At 52.6% G+C, this 19,092-nt stretch carries 6 protein-coding genes; 4 read left to right on the top strand and 2 right to left on the bottom strand.

Annotation, left to right across the window (positions count from 1 at the left end; translation table 11 throughout):
- Positions 1–80: 80 nt before the first annotated feature.
- On the bottom strand, positions 81–359 hold the full coding sequence (locus CLV36_RS07300; RefSeq protein WP_106342200.1) for a hypothetical protein: 279 nt from the start codon (positions 357–359) through the stop codon (positions 81–83).
- A gap of 133 nt (positions 360–492) precedes the next feature.
- Positions 493–1,290, bottom strand: a complete 798-nt coding sequence (locus CLV36_RS07295) for an alpha/beta fold hydrolase (RefSeq protein WP_181352880.1) — start codon at positions 1,288–1,290, stop codon at positions 493–495.
- Positions 1,291–1,653: 363 nt separating this feature from the next.
- Between CLV36_RS07295 and CLV36_RS17840 the strand changes: the two genes are divergently transcribed.
- From CLV36_RS17840 to CLV36_RS07280, 4 genes are all read left to right on the top strand, one after another.
- On the top strand, positions 1,654–1,785 hold the full coding sequence (locus CLV36_RS17840; RefSeq protein ID WP_262983030.1) for a hypothetical protein: 132 nt from the start codon (positions 1,654–1,656) through the stop codon (positions 1,783–1,785).
- Entirely contained in the window at positions 1,766–2,584 is an 819-nt protein-coding gene (locus tag CLV36_RS07290; RefSeq protein WP_106342198.1) for a prohibitin family protein, read from the top strand. Before CLV36_RS17840 ends, CLV36_RS07290 begins: the two co-directional genes overlap by 20 nt.
- 236 nt (positions 2,585–2,820) lie before the next feature.
- Complete coding sequence (locus tag CLV36_RS07285) at positions 2,821–4,047, top strand: aminopeptidase (protein ID WP_106342197.1); 1,227 nt, start codon at positions 2,821–2,823, stop codon at positions 4,045–4,047.
- 464 nt (positions 4,048–4,511) lie between these two features.
- A complete protein-coding gene (locus CLV36_RS07280; RefSeq protein ID WP_106342196.1) occupies positions 4,512–19,091 on the top strand; it encodes a non-ribosomal peptide synthetase in 14,580 nt (4,859 codons plus the stop codon).
- Position 19,092: the final 1 nt, after the last annotated feature.

Here is a 19,092-nt window from a genome sequence, read left to right as displayed (position 1 = left end):
CGCATTCACTTTGGAGGGGGATATGTTTGTGCGAAAGGATATGGGCTTTCCGTTTGAATTGAAAAAAGCTCGCACCAAGCTCAGAGTTCCATTTTATTGATGATGGAGTGATAAACACCGGTTCCTGACCCGTGTATATGGGACACTTCTTCTCGCAACAAGTCAATGATGTAGGCTCGTTCCTGTTCGGTCAGGTCGGCATCCACATCACGCAACTTGCGTTGCAAGCTACTGATCAAATTCAAGCTGTGCTCCGCTTCTTTGCGGCCTGGTTCGCGCATATTGGCTTCGTGCAACCGGGCTTCTTCTTTTTCCAAACGCTCAGACAGGATGTTCATCTCTTCAAGCGATAAGATCATCACAACGCCTCCTTAAAAACATCATCCGATGATAGTATCGTTCGAAACCAGGAAAAACATGCGGTGCTGGAAGAAGGAACCCGTCATCCCCTTGCCCACATGTTCGAAAGAAGGCTGACATGAGAGTGACTCATCAGACCGTGGTGGCGGGGGCTGTATTTGTGGTGATTGCCGTGAGCCAGTCGGTGATGAGCTGGTTGCATTGCCGCCACGCTTTGGTGGGAAGTTGGTGGCGTTTGCCCTTGATTTCTTGGGTAGTCACTTGAGGAAGCCGGGCTTGAAGCAGCTTGGTGCATTTGTGAAATCTACGATCTTTGCTTCCATAAAGAAGTAATATCGGGTGCTTAATTTCTATCAGTCGCTTGGTGCAATTGTACCGTTGGCTAAATGTGAAATATTGCTGGATGTTTTCTGGATCGCCTTGGCGCGCGGCGCGGTGGAGATTGGCAAATGTCAATGGCGTATCGGCATTGCTCCAGGACAAGATGGTGGCCAAGGATCGGAAACAGATGGGTGTGCATAAGTGGGTCGCCGCTCCAATCGCCGCTCTGAGATACAGTGTGCTTGCTTCCGACATGGCGCTGATTAGAATGCCTCCCGCAAAGCGATCCGGATAGGAGAGCAATGCTTCTAGCACAATGCTTCCACCGGTGGAATACCCGCATAAATAAGCTTCTTCAATGCCGAGTTTGTTAAGCAGTTGCCTGATATCCTCAACGATCAATGGATATGTTAGCGGAGTGGGGGACGGGGTGCTAGCTCCGTGGCCCCGAATGTCAAATGTCAGGACGCGGAAGGACGTGGTGAGTTCAGCTATCTGATAGCGAAATACCGCGCTGGTGATGAGGGGAGGATGGATGAAAACCAGAGTGGGACCTTGCCCCGCCAGATGATAATGCAACCTTGTTCCATTCGCTTCGATCAACGGCACTGATGACCCTCCTTTGGCTGTCCGTTTACAGGTAGTGTGGTTCGTGCAGGGATAAAGTATGAAAGCCAACAATGGGGAGACTCTGGCCGAGGGAATAAATGTAACAAATGACTTTTTATGAAATAAAATATAGATATTATCAAAATTCTCGTTCATTGGTGTTTAGGTCATTTTTTGTAATATGAAACGGATGCAGAAATTTTTTCAGTTTTTTAATAGAGGGATTTGACCTGACGCTTGTTTCCCTTATAATAAAAGAGCATTGTCCTTATTGTTTTTTTTATGGTGTGAGGATTTTATATTTTTAAAGAAAAGGGGAGAACGGTGGCCATACTTCTGGTCCTATTTTTAGGAGGGTTATTGTTGGTCGGTTTGTATCCGTGGTATGAGCGGATGGGCAATTACTTGCTGATGAAGTGCGAATCGATTGAAAAAAAGAAGATTCCGCGGAAAAAAGGGGGGACCAAACGCAAGGATGCCAGTCAAATCACATAAAAAGCGCAAGAAGCAGTGGATCGGATTTGCTGCAGTGTTGGTTTGCTACATACTGATTGTTTTGTTGCTGGGGAGCTGCCTGTCAATGGTAGACGCTGGTCACCAAGGCGTGGTATTCAACTTCTTCAGTGGCGTTCAGCCGCAAGTGCTGGAAGATGGGTTGCATCTCCATTGGCCGTGGGAATCGGTGACGGCCTATCCCGTTTCTACCGAAATGGCAACGTTTGCAAAGGGACAAGCCATATCCGTGGTAAGCAAGGACGGACAACGGGTGCAAATCGATGTGTTCATGAGCTATCACTTGCAACCCGCCCGCTTGCCCGGGTTGATGCAACGTTTGCACCAGGAGGATTGGGAAGATGCGCGGCAGCAAATTTTGCGGGGGCGGTTGCAAGCTGCCATGCAGACAGTGGCGCTTCGGCATTCGGTAGTCAGTCTGTTTGCCACACAAAGAGAGGCTGTCTGCCGTGAGATCGAAGCCGAGGTGAGACGGGAATTAGCAAAAGACGGAATTGGTTTGGAAGGATTGGCCTTGACTGATTTGCGCGTTGATGAGCGGATGCGGCAACGTTTGCAGAAGCTTGTCGAGACTGATATTGAACATCAATACATATTGCGCGAGACGGCCAATAAAGAGCAATTGGCCCGCCAGCGTCTGTCTGAAGCGGAAACGAGTCGCAAGGTGGCTCTGATCGAAGCGCAGGGCGAAGCGGAGGCTAATCGTCTGATTAGCCAATCGTTGACACCGGAATTGATGCGTTATTGCCAGCGGGGACATGTAAAATCCCGCACAAACTGAGTCGTGTTTGATGGGTGGATGGGATTAGGCGATCTGTAGTCGGGGTTCGATTTCCGCCCTCCTTGCCAAGCACTACCATCTGGCGCCAACGCGCGGGTGACAAAGAGGAGGTGTATGGCGCACTGGCTTGTGAGCCCTCATGGTCACGCTTTATAATACAAACTAAAAATAAACCATCAAATGAGCTCACTATTCCCTGCGATACGTAATATAGGGGCGGAATGAGGTAGAGACAAATGTTGAAAGCTAAAGAATTGACCACTTACGCCAGGTTGTTGGTCCAACTTGGTGTCAACTTGCAACCGGGTCAAAACCTGGTCATTCGGGCGTCAACCGATGCCGCGCCACTGGTGCGCAAACTGGTTGAGGTGGCTTATGAATCCGGCGCGCCGCATGTATTGGTTGACTGGTCTGATGATGAGATCAACCGTATCCGGTTGCGCATGGCGCCGGAGGAAACGCTTGCTTTCGTGCCTGAAGGCAAGGTGGAGGACTTCATCCGGATGATTGAGGGAGGGGCGGCGGTCATTTCTATTTTGACCCCCAAACCAGAATTGTTGAAAGATGTTGAAACCTCGCGTATCGCCACCGTGACGAAGGCGATGGGCAAAGTGATGAAAAAATATCAAGAACTGGCGCAAGGTGGGGAAATAAGCTGGACGATCGGAGTGGTGCCCACAGCGGAATGGGCTAATGTGGTATTTCCGGAGTTGGGGGAAGAAGCGGCCCTGGCCAAACTGTGGGAGAGTATCAAATTGGCAACGCGTTTGGATCATGGCGACCCATTGACTTATTGGCAAGCGTACGCCAACCGATTGGAAGAGCGCACGGCTTGGTTAAATGATCAACAATTCACGCGGTTGCAATACCGGGGGCCTGGAACAGAGCTCACAGTAGAATTGCCTAAAAACCACCGCTGGTTGGGCGGGGGGTTAAAGAACAGTCAAGGCGTCTACTTTCTTCCCAACATCCCGACGGAGGAAGTGTTCACCGCGCCAGTGCGTAACGGAGTAAACGGGCGGGTACGGAACAGTAAGCCGTTGGTGTACAATGGCCAGGTAATCGACGGTTTCACGCTGACATTTGAAAACGGGCGGGTTGTGCAGGCAGAAGCGGAGACGGGGAATGCCTCGCTTCAGGCGTTGCTTCAGATGGATGCTGGAGCCGCTCATTTGGGGGAGGTCGCCTTGGTGCCCCATGATTCGGTTCTGTCCAAGTTGGGCGTGGTATTCCGAAACACCTTGTTTGACGAAAATGCCTCATGCCATTTTGCCCTCGGAGCGGCTTATCCGTTTTGCATTGAGGATGGTGTAACGATGTCCAAGGAAGAAAGAGCGGGCAATGGGTTGAATGAAAGTGTCATTCATGTGGACTTCATGGTCGGCACAGCAGAACTTGACATCGATGCCGTAACGGTAGAGGGACGGGTGGTGCCGCTGTTTCGCAATGGAAACTGGGTATGAACGGTCGGAGCGGCTTTTGCTGATTTTGCAAGGGTCGCTTCTTTTCACATGGCGACAACATGATTTGAAGACATTGGCAAGAGATCGCTTCGCAAATCGCGGCAATCTCTTGCTGTTTTATTTTACTAGGAGGGGGGATAAGGATGAGATAGAATTATAAAATAGGAAAAATATAGAAAATCAGGCCGGGTGGGGGATGTTTTTTTTAAAAGAAAAGAGGTGGTTCAGAGAAGAGGGGTGCAAATGATTCGATTTGCAATAAGTATAAATACTTTTACGGAATGCTTAGTTTATTTTGTTGTTGGTTAATGCATTTATTCGTTTTTTAAAATTAAATCTGGACATTTGTTGTTGCGGCGAATAAATCCATCAAACGTTGACATGGATTGAAAATTCCGATAAACTCGTAGGTGCAATTTGAAAATAATATAAATTTACCATCAAACTGATGTCGGAGGGTAATTATGTCCTATAATGAATTGGTTCAACCAGAGCGGAAAGATCGGACATATTACAAAGAATATTTGCGTGGGTATAATGATAGCATTCCGATCGTACCAGAACGGATCGCGGAAGGTCCATGGCATGAGGCCGGCGACCTTAATGGTGTGGGTTTCTTGCAGTTGGATTCCCTGTTGACGAAAGAAATCAGCGCTTTGGCAGATAAAATGAATGTCTCGGTTCCCACATTGATCAGTTTGATGTGGGGAGTCTTGTTGCAGAAATACAATCGTGCGGATGATGTGGTGTTCGCTTCGGTTTCTCCTTTGGGCGGAAAGGAAAGCGGTGATGAGCTAGCTGTCCAATTGCGCCGGGTGCAATGCACCAAAGGGGAGACGGTTTACGATGTGGTCGCTAAGAACATGGGGCATCCAGAGGTTGAGGCCGTCTTGTTGTCGGAATTGGAGGAGTGGACAGGGATCGCTCCGGACACTATGCAGCATCTTTTGTGGGTGATTGAGTCTGATTTGGATGATATGGATAATCAGCAAAATATATTTTCTGAATACAATAAACATTTACTTATATCTAATGATTCTATTTTTAGATTGCATGCTCAGGTTTGGATTAGCCACACATTAACTTTGCGTTTTGCATTTGACCGAAGACGCTTTGACTCCGAATGGATTGGGCGCATTGGCCATCATTTTGCGCGGGTGATTCAAGCCTTTGTCTATCATCCTGAGCAGTCATTGTATGCGATCGATTTGTTGACTGATGCTGAAAAAGAGGCTTTGTTGCGCACTTTTAATGACACGTCGATGCCTTATTCCCACGACCAGACCATCCATGCCTTGTTTGAACGGCAGGCGAAGCTCACGCCAGATCAAGTGGCGGTGGTATTCAAAGAGGAAAAATTGACTTACCGGCAATTGAACGAGCGGGCGAGCCAACTGGCTCGTGCCTTGCACGACCGGGGCGTGAAGCGGGAAGAGATCGTGGGGGTTTTGGCAAAGCCCTCACTGGAGATGATCGTTGGCATTTTTGGGGTGTTGAAAGCAGGGGCCGCCTTTTTGCCCATTGACCCTCACTATCCGTTGGAGCGAATTGATTACATGTTGCAGGACAGCGACGCCTCCCTGTTGCTTACGCAGACCGGCCTGCCCCTTCCTGTTGGCTGGAAGGAGCGCAAACTATTCTTGGATCGCATTGCTTGGGAAGAAGGGAGTCTCTTCGATATTGATGCACCGGGTCGTCCTGATCAGTTGGCTTATGTGATTTATACATCGGGGTCGACTGGCAAGCCGAAAGGAGTCATGGTTGAACACCGAGCACTAGTAAATTTGGCCAGTTGGCATGTGAGACGGTTTGCGGTGACGGAGCAGGATCGGGCCACGAAATACGCCGGATTTGGATTTGACGCTTCGGTATGGGAGATTTTCCCCTATTTGATCGCAGGGGCGACGCTGATTGTCATCCCTGAAGAGCTCCGTTTAGATGTGGAGGCGTTAAACCGATACATGGAAGCGGAGAAGGTGAGCATCAGTTTTCTGCCGACACCGGTGGCGGAACAGTTTATGCGTTTGGAGAACCGCACCTTGACCAGGCTCTTGACAGGTGGAGACCGGTTGCGGCAGGTGCGTCGGCAACCGTACCGGCTGTTTAACAACTACGGTCCGACAGAAAACACTGTTGTCGCCACTTGCTATGAAGTGAAGTCGGAGGGGCCGATTTTGATCGGTAGGCCGATTGCCAATAACCAAGCGTTTGTGCTGAGTGAGGAAGGACAGTTGCAACCCATTGGCGTCCCGGGAGAACTTTGCCTAGCTGGAGACAGTTTAGCCCGGGGTTATTTGGGGCGCGACGATCTTACTTCGAGCAAATTCGTCCCTCATCCGTTTGCTCCGGGAGAACGCATGTATAAAACGGGGGATTTGGTTCGGTGGTTGCCCGATGGGAATTTGGAGTTCTTAGGGCGGATCGACGACCAGGTGAAAATCCGCGGATACCGGATTGAACCAGGGGAAATCACCAATGTGCTGTTGCGGCACCCCGCCATTGAAGACAGTGTTGTGGTGGCGCGCGCAGATTCCTCAGGCCAGTCTGTTCTGTGTGCATATGTGGTTGAGACTGAGCCAGTGGGTGACGGCGAATTGCGAGCGCATCTGGTGCAGGAATTGCCTGAATACATGATCCCCGCCCATATTGTCCGTTTGGAGCGGTTGCCGCTTACCCCCAATGGCAAGGTGGACCGGAAAGCGTTGCCGGAGCCAGTGGCGAACAAAGCACCGGAGAGTCGGTATGTAGCGCCGTCAGATCCGGTCGAGGTGAAGCTGGCCGGGCTGTGGCAAGAAGTGTTGCAAGTAGATCGGGTTGGATTAAATGATCAGTTTTTTGCGTTGGGTGGGCATTCATTGCACCTGATGATGCTGGCAGCGCGCATCCGTGCCGAATTTGGGATGGCTGTTCATATCGCCCGCCTCTTTGAATGCTCTACGCTAAGCGAAATGGCGGCAATGGTGCGGGAAGCGGATCATGATACCACCGCTTCGCTCCAACCCGTGGCGGAGCGGGAGTATTATCCAGTGACTTCGGTGCAACGCCGTTTGTACGCGATGGAGCAACGTGGCAATATCGGGATAACCTACCATAACCCCGTGGTGCTGGAACTGTCGGGCCAGTTGGATGTAGAACGTCTGCGCCAAAGCTTGCAGGCTGTGGTGGACAGGCATGAATCATTGCGCACCTCCTTCCACTTGGTTGAGGATGAGGTGATGCAAAAAGTGGAGCCGGCGGTGCCAGTGCCTTGGGAACAATGTGAGGCAAAGGATGAAGCAGAGGCTGCAACGTGGATCGAGCAATTTATCCGCCCCTTTGATTTGCGGCAAGCACCTCTATTGCGAGCGGGCCTGATCCATTTGGGCAAAGAGCGGCATGTGTTGGTGATTGACATTCATCACATTGTTTCCGACGGCTTTTCTATAGAGCGGATTTTGCGCCGCGAGCTGAGCAAGCTGTACCGTGGGGAAACGTTACCTCCGCTCATTCTGCATTACAAAGATGTAGCGGTGTGGCAAGAGGAATGGAAGCGAACCCCCGCTTGCCAAAAACAACGGGATTACTGGGCGCAACAGTTTAATGAGGAATGGCCTGTTCTGGAACTGCCGACTGATCGGCCGCGTCCGAAGCTCCAACAGTTTGTAGGAGAAAAGGTTCGGTTCCGTTTGGACGCGCAATTGACTCATCAACTGAAACGTGTGAGTGAACGAGAAGGGGCCACGCTGTTTATGGTTTTGCTTGCGGCATATAAGGTGATGCTGGCCAAATTGTCGGGGCAAACCGATCTGGCGGTAGGCTTTCCCGTTGCCGGCCGCATTCAGGCGGAAGCGGAGCAGATTTTCGGCATGTTTGTTAATACGTTGCCGCTCAGGTCGCAACCGACACCGGAGCGTACCTTCCACCAATACCTTGCAGAGGTGAAACAAAACGTCCTGTCCGCGTATGGGCATGGAGAATACCCATTGGAAGAGCTAGCAACACTCCCCAGCGCAAAAGACGGCAGTCGCAATCCGTTGTTCGACACGGTGTTTGTATTGCAAAATGTCGACAAAGAACCATTCGCGTTGCCGGGGATCGATGTGAAGCCGTTTACGGAGTGGAAATGGAAGCAGTCCATGTTTGACATGACATGGGAAGCGGAGGAACAGGAAACCCTTCATTTCGCCGTGGAATACAACACCTCTTTGTTTAACCGGGCGACGGTCGAGCGGTGGATTGGCTATTATGTACGGTTGTTGGAGCAGGTAGTTTCAGGGACAGAAAAGGAACTTCAAGCATTTACATTGATGGATGAAACGGAAGTGGATCGATTGCTGAACGCGTTTAACGCGACGGAAGCGGAGTATCCACGAGACCGGACTCTGCACGAGTGTATTGCGGAACAAGCGGCGCGCACCCCCGAACGGACGGCGGTGGTGTACCGGGAGGAGACGCTGACCTACGGCGAATTGGATGCGCGTGCCAATCGACTGGCCCGCTTGCTTCGAAACCGGGGGGCGAAGCGGGAAGAGATTATCGGTATCATGGTGCGCCCATCATTGGCGATGGTGGTCGGGACGCTTGGGGTGTTAAAGGCAGGAGCGGCTTATCTGCCGATCGATGCTGAGTACCCGGAAGAGCGGGTTCGCTATATGCTGGCGGACACGCAAGCGAAGCTGTTGTTAGCCGAGCGTGGCGTGGATGTGCCAGAGGAATGGGCCGACCGGGTATTGTGGCTAGATCAAATCGATTGGGAGGCAGGAGACCGAAGTGCGTTGTCGGAGGAAGGGCGACCCGATGATTTCGCTTATGTGATCTACACTTCCGGTTCGACCGGTCAACCCAAAGGGGTGATGGTGGAACACCGCGCGGTACTCAACTTGGCCACGTGGCACATCCGCGAATTCGGGGTGACAGAAGCGGATCGGGCAACGAAATACGCGGGCTTTGGTTTTGATGCATCGGTGTGGGAAGTGTATCCATACCTGCTGGCCGGGGCTACCCTGCATGTGATTCCGGAAGAACTGCGACTGGATGTGGCGGGATTAAACCGTTACATGGAGGAGCAGGGGATCACGATCAGTTTCTTACCGACACAGTTGGCGGAACAGTTTATGCGGTTGGAGAACAGAAGCTTAAAGACGTTGTTGGTGGGTGGAGATCGATTGCAACAAGTGCGGCCCCAGCCATACCGGGTAGTAAACAACTATGGTCCGACAGAGAACACGGTTGTCACCACCAGCATAGAGGTGAAGCCGGAAATGGAGGTATTGCCGATAGGGAAGCCGATCGCCAACAACCGGGTGTATGTGCTTGGAGCAGATGGGCGATTGGTGCCGGTTGGTGTGCCGGGAGAATTGTGCGTCAGCGGTGAGAGCTTGGCGCGGGGTTATCTGGGCCGCCCAGAGTTGACGGCGGAGAAGTTCGTGCCCAACCCATATGCGCCCGGGGAGCGGATGTACAGGACAGGTGACCGGGTGCGCTGGTTGCCTGATGGCACCCTCGAATTCTTGGGGCGGATGGATGAGCAAGTCAAAGTGCGCGGGTTCCGCATTGAGTTGGGAGAGGTGACCGACCGGTTGCTGACACATCCCGCAGTACGGGAAGGGATCGTCACGGCCAGAGCGGACGAAACGGGCCAAACCTACTTGTGCGCGTATTTCACGGCGGAAGGCGAGTGGACAGAAGCGGGATTGCGTGAGCATATGTCCCGTGCATTGCCGGATTACATGGTGCCGACCTATTTCATCGGACTGGACGCGTTGCCGGTTAACGCCAATGGCAAGGTTGACAAGCGGGCGTTGCCCGAACCGGACATCAGTGACAAGCGTGCGTATGTGGCGCCGTCGACTGAGATGGAGCATTTGCTTGCCCGTATCTGGGAAGATGTGCTCGGAATGGAGCAAATCGGGATCCATGACAACTTTTTTGCATTAGGTGGAGACTCCATCAAAGCGATACGGATGGCGGCGTTGCTAAACCGTCATCACTTGCGGCTGGAGACCAAAATGCTATTTAGCTATCCCACCATTGCAGCATTGGCACCCTGGGTGCAACCGGCTCGCCAGCAGTTGGCCGAGGCAGAAGAAATTGCCGGTGAAGTGGAACTCACCCCGATTCAACAATGGTTTTTCTCCAAGCGTTCCCCAGAACCGCATCATTTCAATCAGGCGGTGATGTTGCGCAAAGAGGCCGGTTGGCGGGCAGCGAGTGTTGAGCGAGCGTTTGAAGCATTGGTCAAGCACCACGACGCGTTGCGTATGGGTTATCAATTGTCGGAGACGGGCGTCACCCAATGGGTTCGGGGAATGGATGGACAGCATTTCACCTTGGAAGAGACCGACTTGCGCGGACAAGGGGATGAGCAGGTGAAAGCGCGTGTCGAACAGGTTGCGAACCGGTTGCAACAAAGCTTGTCATTGGAAGCGGGGCCGTTGGTTCGGCTAGGGCTGTTCAAGACGGACCAGGGAGACTGTCTGTTGATTGTGATCCACCACTTGATGGTAGACGGTGTGTCGTGGCGGATCTTGATAGAGGATTTTCACGCGTGCTATGAGGCGGCGGAACAAGGTAAAGATATTGAACTTCCTGACAAAACGCATTCTTTTCAACTTTGGGCGGCCAAGTTGAAAGAGGTGGCCAATAGCGGCGTTGTGCTGAAGGAGTGCGATTACTGGAAGCAGCAGGAGTCAGTAGCGATTGCGCCGCTACCTAAAGACAGCGAGGGCTCAGGTCATTCGACGATGGGAGAACAGGTCGACATGACTTGGAGCTGGAACCGTGAAGAGACGAACCGCCTTCTTACCAAGACCCATCACGCGTACAACACAGATGTAAACGATTTGTTGTTAACTGCCTTGTGCCGGGCGCTCAAAGAGTGGACAGGCCAAGAACGAATTGCGCTCCATCTTGAAGGGCATGGGCGTGAGCAGATCATTCCGGATATAGATGTGTCGCGAACCGTGGGCTGGTTTACCACCATGTACCCGGTTGTGTTTGAATTGCGCAATGACAACTGGGCTGACGCCATTCCACAAGTGAAGGAAACGTTGCGGCGGATTCCCAACAAAGGCATCGGCTATGGCCTTTTGCGTTATATGGCGGAAGCAGAACACACGCAGGATTTGACGTTTGCCTTGGAGCCGGAAATCAGTTTCAACTATTTGGGGCAGTTTGCGGAGGAAGGATTGGGCTCGTCACCATTGCCGACGGGAACTTGGTTTAGTCCCAAAACGCCTGATAAACATGCCCTGTCGATCAGTGGCATGGTGGTCGACGGAAAGCTGCACTTCATCTTTTCGTATAACCGGGAGTGGCTGTTTCCTGAGACGGTGGAGCGGTTGGCGGGCCGTTTCGACCAATATCTTCGAGAATGTGCGGCTCACTGCGAGGGGCGGCGGACGACGGTACGCACACCGAGTGATTTTGGAGCGAATCCGTTGACATGGGACGATTGGAACCACGTGCGCACACTGATTGACGAACAAAAGATTGAAGATGTGTATGCGTTGTCCCCTTTGCAAAAAGGGATGCTGTTCCATTCGTTGCAAGACCGTCTGCAATACTTTGAACAATTTACGCTGGAGATTTCCGGGAAGATTGATGTGGCCCGGTTTGAAGAGAGTTTGCATGCGCTTGTGCAACAACATGGCATGTTGCGTACAGTCTTTGTGCATGAGAAATTAAGCGAGCCTGTGCAAGTGGTTTTGACATCTTGTTCCGTTCCGTTTTCATTTGTCGATCTCACTAGCTTGCCAGAAGAGGAACGTTCTGTCCGCATGACCGAGTTGAAAGCGGAAGATCGACAGCGCGGATTTGCCTCATTGCAGCAGCCATTAGTTCGCTTTACCTTGATTCGAATGGGTGATGCACAATACCGGTTGATTTGGAGCTTCCATCACCTGTTGATAGATGGCTGGTGCATCAAGCGCTTGCTAGAGGATTGGCTGGCGTGGCATCAAGCGCGGATGCGCGGGGAGACGTTGCCGATGATTGATCCGGTTCCTTATCGCCGCTACATCGAGTGGTTACAAGAACGAGATCATCAGGAGGCACAAGCGTTTTGGGAATCCTATCTGCAAGGATTTGAGCAAAAAGCGACACTCTTTGGCCAGACCGATCCACCAAAGCGGTTAGTTGCGGAAGAAAAGGCGGAACGGATTTTCACACTGTCCCACGAGTGGACGTCACGACTCGGCGGATTGGCACGACAGTCTCAAGTGACTGTCAACACGGTGCTACAAGCATTGTGGGGTGTCTTGCTACAGAAAATGAACAGTGTGCGGGATGTGGTGTTCGGTGCGGTTGTATCCGGTCGCCCAGCTGACTTGCCTCAGGTGGATGAAATGGTGGGTCTCTTCATCAATACGGTGCCGGTGCGCGTTCGCGGGGACAAATCCACCACGTTTGCCGAATTGCTTGCGCAGTTGCAACAGGAGAATCTGGCGGCCGAACCGGCTCACTTTTCCTCTTTGGCGGAGATCCAAGCCCACACGTCGTTGGGCAACCAGCTGTTTGACCATATCGTTGCTTTTGAAAACTACCAATTAGATATGTCTGCGCTGAAAGAGGCTTATGCGGGCACAGGGTTTGTGATCGAGCGGATCGAAGCGTTTGAGCAGGACAATTATGCTTTTAGTTTGGTCATTTATCCGGGTGAGCAGATCACATTGAAGTTTTCTTACGCGACGGAAGTGTTCACGCAAGAGCAAATGGAGCAGCTGTTCGCTTCGCTACAGGCCTTGATCAGACAAGTGGTAGCCGATCCCCAGCGCCGCCTCAATGAGCTCGACATCGTTTCTGAAACAGAAGCGGATCGATTGCTGAACGTGTTTAACGCGACGGAAGCGGAGTATCCGCGAGACCGGACCCTGCACGAGTGTATTGCGGAACAGGCAGCGCGCACGCCCGAACGGACGGCGGTGGTGTACCGGGAGGAGACGCTGACCTACGGCGAATTGGATGCGCGTGCCAATCGACTGGCCCGCTTGCTACAAGACCGGGGGGCGAAGCGGGAAGAGATTATCGGCATCATGGTGCGCCCATCATTGGCGATGGTGGTCGGGACGCTCGGGGTGTTAAAGGCAGGGGCGGCTTATCTGCCGATCGATGCCGAGTACCCGGAAGAGCGGGTTCGCTATATGCTGGCGGACACGCAAGCGAAGCTGTTGTTAGCCGAGCGTGGCGTGAATGTGCCAGAGGAATGGGCTGACCGGGTATTGTGGCTAGATCAGATCGATTGGGAGGCAGGAGACCGAAGCGCGTTGTCGGAGGAAGGGCGACCCGATGATCTCGCTTATGTGATCTACACTTCCGGTTCGACCGGTCAACCCAAAGGGGTGATGGTGGAACACCGCGCGGTACTCAACTTGGCCACGTGGCACATCCGCGAATTCGGGGTGACAGAAGCGGATCGGGCAACGAAATACGCGGGCTTTGGTTTTGATGCATCGGTGTGGGAAGTGTATCCATACCTGCTGGCCGGGGCTACCCTGCATGTGATTCCGGAAGAACTGCGACTGGATGTGGCGGGGTTGAACCGTTACATGGAGGAACAGGGGATCACGATCAGTTTCTTACCGACACAGTTGGCGGAACAGTTTATGCGGTTGGAGAACAGAAGCTTAAAGACGCTGTTGGTGGGTGGAGATCGATTGCAACAAGTGCGACCCCAGCCATACCGGGTAGTGAACAACTATGGCCCGACAGAGAACACGGTTGTCACCACCAGCATAGAGGTGAAGCCGGGAATGGAGGTATTGCCGATAGGGAAGCCGATCGCCAACAACCGGGTGTATGTGCTGGGAGCAGATGGGCGATTGGTGCCGGTTGGTGTGCCAGGAGAATTGTGCGTCAGCGGCGAGAGCTTGGCGCGGGGTTACCTGGGCCGCCCAGAGTTGACGGCGGAGAAGTTCGTTCCCAACCCATACGCGCCCGGGGAGCGGATGTACAGGACAGGTGACCGGGTGCGCTGGCTGCCTGATGGCACCCTCGAATTCTTGGGGCGGATGGATGAGCAAGTCAAAGTGCGCGGGTTCCGCATTGAATTGGGTGAGGTGACCGACCGGTTGCTGACACATCCCGCAGTACGGGAAGGGATTGTCACGGCCAGAGCAGACGAAGCGGGCCAAACATACTTGTGCGCGTACTTCACGACGGAAGGCGAGTGGACAGAAGAGGGATTGCGTGAGCATATGTCCCGTGCATTGCCGGATTACATGGTGCCAACCTATTTCATCGGCCTGGACGCGTTGCCGGTTAACGCCAATGGCAAGGTTGACAAGCGGGCGTTGCCCGAACCGAACATCAGTGGCAAGCGCGTATATGTGGCGCCATCGACAGACTTGGAGAGAGCACTGGTCCGCATCTGGGAACAAGTGTTACAGAAGGAGCGCGTGGGTATTGATGACCGTTTCTTCGAATTGGGCGGGCATTCGTTGACAGCGATGTCGTTATCGGCTCAGATCCATAAAGAATTGAATATGGAGATGCCGCTACGCGAAATTTTCGCTCGTCCGACCGTAAGAGAAATGGCGGCATATTTGTCGGAATTGGATCACAAAGCGCATAGGGAAATCAACCCTGCACCGCCAGCCGCTCACTATCCAGTCACTTCTGCGCAAAAGCGCCTTTATGCGCTTCAACAGATAGATGGGGTCGGTACGGGGTATCATATGCCGTATTTCTTCCGGGTCAGGGGACAACTTGATCTGGAGCGACTGGAGCAGGCGGTCACCAAGCTGGTGCAACGGCATGAGTCCTTACGCACATCGTTCCATCTCGTTGAGGGCGAATTGGTACAGCAGGTTCATCCGGAAGCGGCGGTTGCCATAGAATATGAGCAAGCCGCTGGGCAAGAGGAAGCTAAACGAATCATGCGAGCGTTTATCCGCCCCTTCGACTTGGAACAGGCACCTTTATTCCGCGTCGGAGTGATCAATGTGGACGCGGGGGAATCCTTCTTGATGTGGGATTTGCATCATATTGCCGCGGATGGCGTTTCAATGGAGAGACTGTTTGCCGATTTCGCCAAATTGTATCAAGGCGAGGACTTGCCGGAGCTACGATTGCAGTACAGGGATGTGGCTGTGTGGCAACAATCAGAGGCTGCACAAGAAGCAAAGCGTGTGCATGAATCTTATTGGTTGCGGGAATTGTCTGGGGAATTGCCTGTCCTTGAATTGCCAACTGATTTTCCGCGCCCGCCGGTACAACGCTTTGAGGGGAGTTATCTTACCTTCACCATCGATGAAACATTAAGCGGCAAATTGAAGCAGTTGGCGGAAGAACGGGGAGCGACGCCCTATATGGCATTGATGGCCGCTTATGCGGTGTTACTGGCCAAGTATACCGGTCAGGAAGATGTGATCGTGGGGGCGCCGGTGGCAGGTCGTTCGCACGCTGACACACATGAGATCGTGGGGATGTTCGTCAACACATTGGCGATTCGTAGCCAGCCCCGGTTGCGGGAAAGTTTCTCGTCGCTTTTGGCGCAGATCAAAGAAAAGGTGTTGCAAGCGACCCAGCACCAAGATTACCCGCTGGAGGAATTGGTTGAAAAGCTGGGTGGACAACGTGACATGAGCCGGACGCCGTTGTTTGACACGACACTCGGGATGCAAAACATCTCACCACCGGTCTTGCAGTTGCCCGGAGCGACACTGACGCCGGATGAGTTGGAATGGAATAGCGCGAAGTTTGACCTGAGCTGGCTCTTCACCGACGGCACATCCCTCACGGGAATGGTGGAATACAGCACGAGCCTGTTCACGGAAGCGACGGTAAGGCGCATGATCGGCCACTACCTGCACATTTTGGAACAGATTGTGGATGATCCGGACATAACGCTAGACAGGATTGAACTGACAACCAAAGCGGAGCGAATGCAAATTCTCAACGAATTTAATGCCACTCAGGCGCCATACCGTGACCGGGCGTTGGCGCACCAGCTGTTTGAAGAGCAAGTGGAACGCTCACCCGAACAATTGGCCGCTGTGTATCAAGAGGAGGCGCTGACTTACAGCGAGGTGAACAGGCGCGCCAACCAACTGGCTAGGGTGTTGCGGGCGCAAGGGGTGACTCGTGACCAGATTGTCGGGTTGATGATGAAACGGTCGCATGCGTGTGTCATTGCCATGTTAGCGATTATGAAAGCGGGCGGTGCATATCTGCCGATCGACCCTGAATATCCTGAAAGCCGCATTCAGTATCTGCTTGAAGACAGTCAGGCAAAATGGTTGTTGGTTCATCGCGGGACGGAAATTCCTAGCAATTACCGGGGCCATGTGATCGTGGCCGATGAAGCCCATGCCGAAGACGATTCCAATCTGACCCCGGTCAACGAACCGACTGATTTGGTCTATATGATCTATACTTCCGGTTCGACCGGCAAACCCAAAGGAGTGATGATTGAGCACCGTAGTTTGTGCAACCTCGGCCTGCTGAGCCCATTGCGGGAGATTGAACCACACAGCCGGGTGATGCAATTCGCTTCGATTAGCTTTGATTCTTCGGTGGCCGAAATCTTTCCCGCCTTGTTTACGGGAGCGACCCTCTATTTCGAGGATCGTGACATCCTGTTGGGCGAATTGACGCAGTATCTGAAGCGAAATCGGATCACGACCGCGGCGCTACCCCCTTCTGTATTGCGCACCGTGCCTTATGAGCTATTACCGGATCTGAAAACAGTGATCAGCGCAGGAGAAGCTTGCACGATGGATTTGGTGCGAACCTGGGGGCAGGGAAGAGCGTTTATCAATGAATACGGGCCGACAGAGGGAACCGTCTGCGCGACGTTGGCGCGCCTTACACCGGATATGGACAAAGTGACGATTGGAAGGCCAATCAAAAACCAACAGGTTTATATCGTAAATCGCGAACATCAATTGTTGCCGGTGGGGGTTGTGGGCGAGCTTTGCATCGGCGGAGCGGGATTGGCCCGTGGTTATTGGCAGCGTCCCGATCTTACGGCGGAGAAGTTTGTGCCAAACCCGTTCGTCCCAGGTGAGCGTATGTACAAAACGGGGGATTTGGCCCGTTGGTTGCCGGATGGCAGCATCGAATATTGGGGTCGCATTGACGATCAAGTGAAAATCCGTGGACATCGGATCGAATTAGGAGAAGTGACTACACGGTTGTTAGAGCATCCCGCTGTCCATGAAGCGGTGGTCATAGCCAGGAAAGATGAAAATGGGCATTCCTATCTCTGCGCTTATTTCACGGAGAAGGGCCCATGGACCGTCGCGGAGCTAAGGCAACACTTGGCGCATGCGTTGCCAGATTACATGATTCCAAGCCATTTTATTCAGTTAGATAAGATTCCGCTCACCCCGCACGGTAAAGTGAATAAGCGCGCCCTGCCTGAACCGACGGAACCATCGGAGACAGGGGTAGACCATGTTCCTCCTGCCACTGATATCGAGCGGTTGTTGGCAACGTGCTGGCAAAAGGTGCTGGGGATTGCACGGATTGGTACCCACGACCATTTCTTGGAGCTGGGTGGAGACTCCATTAAAGCGATTCAAGTTGTCGCCTATTTGAAGCAACATGGTTGTAAAGTGAGAATCAATGATCTATTCCAATATCCGACGATTGCCGAGCTGGCTACGCGCGTTCAATGGTTGGAGACACATGCGGCAGAGTGGGGGCCGGTTACGGGAGAGGTGCCGCTCACCCCAATCCAGCGGTGGTTTTTCGATAAGCAATTTACCGAAGCGCACCACTGGAACCAAGCGATGATGCTATACCGGGAAACGGGCTGGGATGCGGATGCGGTGAAGCAGGTGCTCCAAGCGTTGGTTGCTCACCATGATGCATTGCGCATGGTTTATCACCAAGAAGGGGAGAGCTTGAAGCAGATCAACCGTGGTTTGGAAGGAAACCATTTTGCCTTCACCGTCTTTGACCTGTCACAGGAGCTGGATCTTCAAGGTCGCATCGAGCGGGAAGCCGGACGATTGCAACGGCAGCATCGCCTCGTAGAGGGACCATTGATGCAGGTGGGTTTGTTTAAGACGAAGTCGGGAGATCATCTTTTGATCAGCATTCACCACTTGGTGGTTGACGGAGTATCTTGGCGTATTCTGATGGAAGACTTTGCCACGGCTTACCAACAAGTGATGCAAGGCAAGCCGATTCAGCTACCGCCGAAAACAAGTTCGTTTCAAGAGTGGAGCCATAAATTGGAGGAGTACGCCAACAGTCCCGAGTTGTTGCGAGAAAAGGAATACTGGCGCCAGATTGAGGCGAAGTCCGTCTCCGCCTTGCCCAAAGATTTTCCGGTGGATAAACCGTTGACGATCAACGGTTGCAAGACGGTGACGGTCACATTGCCCGAAGCGGAAACCAGACAGCTCCTGACGGAAGTGCATGCCGCTTACCACACTGAAATAAATGACGTGCTGATGGCCGCGTTGGCTCTGACCATCAGCGAATGGAACCAAAGCAAAATCGTGGCGGTCAACATGGAGGGGCACGGTCGGGAAGAAATTGCCGAAGACCTTGATTTGACGAGAACAGTGGGTTGGTTCACATCTACGTTCCCCGTGGTGATCGAGGTGGAAACGGAGCAATTGTCGGACACAATCAAGCAAGTGAAAGAACAATTGCGCCAAATTCCCAATAAAGGCTTGGGTTACGGCATCCTGCGGTATTTGACCGACCCCGCGCACAAACACGATGTACCTTTCAACATGGAACCCGAGTTGAGTTTTAACTATCTGGGGCAGTTTGACCAAGAGATGTCGACGGAAGCGTTTGTTCAATCGCCCATGCCTAAAGGGGATGAATTGAGCCCCTTGTCTGAGACCCCACATCTCCTAAATATCGTGGGCATCGTGATGGAACAACAGTTGTCGGTACATTTCCACTATCATGCGGGGGCGCATCGGCATGAAACCATTACCAGATTGGCCGATAGGTTCCTGTGGTGGTTGCGCGAAATCATCACCCACTGCTTGAACAAAGAAGAGAGTGAATATACGCCAAGCGACTTTAGTGCCAATGATTTGACGTTTGAAGAAGTGGAAGAGATCACAGAATTGTTGGCAGAGTTGGATCTTGATTAGA

Source organism: Laceyella sediminis, assembly GCF_003003125.1.
Classification (GTDB): Bacteria; Bacillota; Bacilli; order Thermoactinomycetales; family Thermoactinomycetaceae; genus Laceyella; species Laceyella tengchongensis.
The sequence above is the reverse complement of the archived record's forward strand: the minus strand, read 5'-3'. Positions and strand labels throughout refer to the sequence as shown.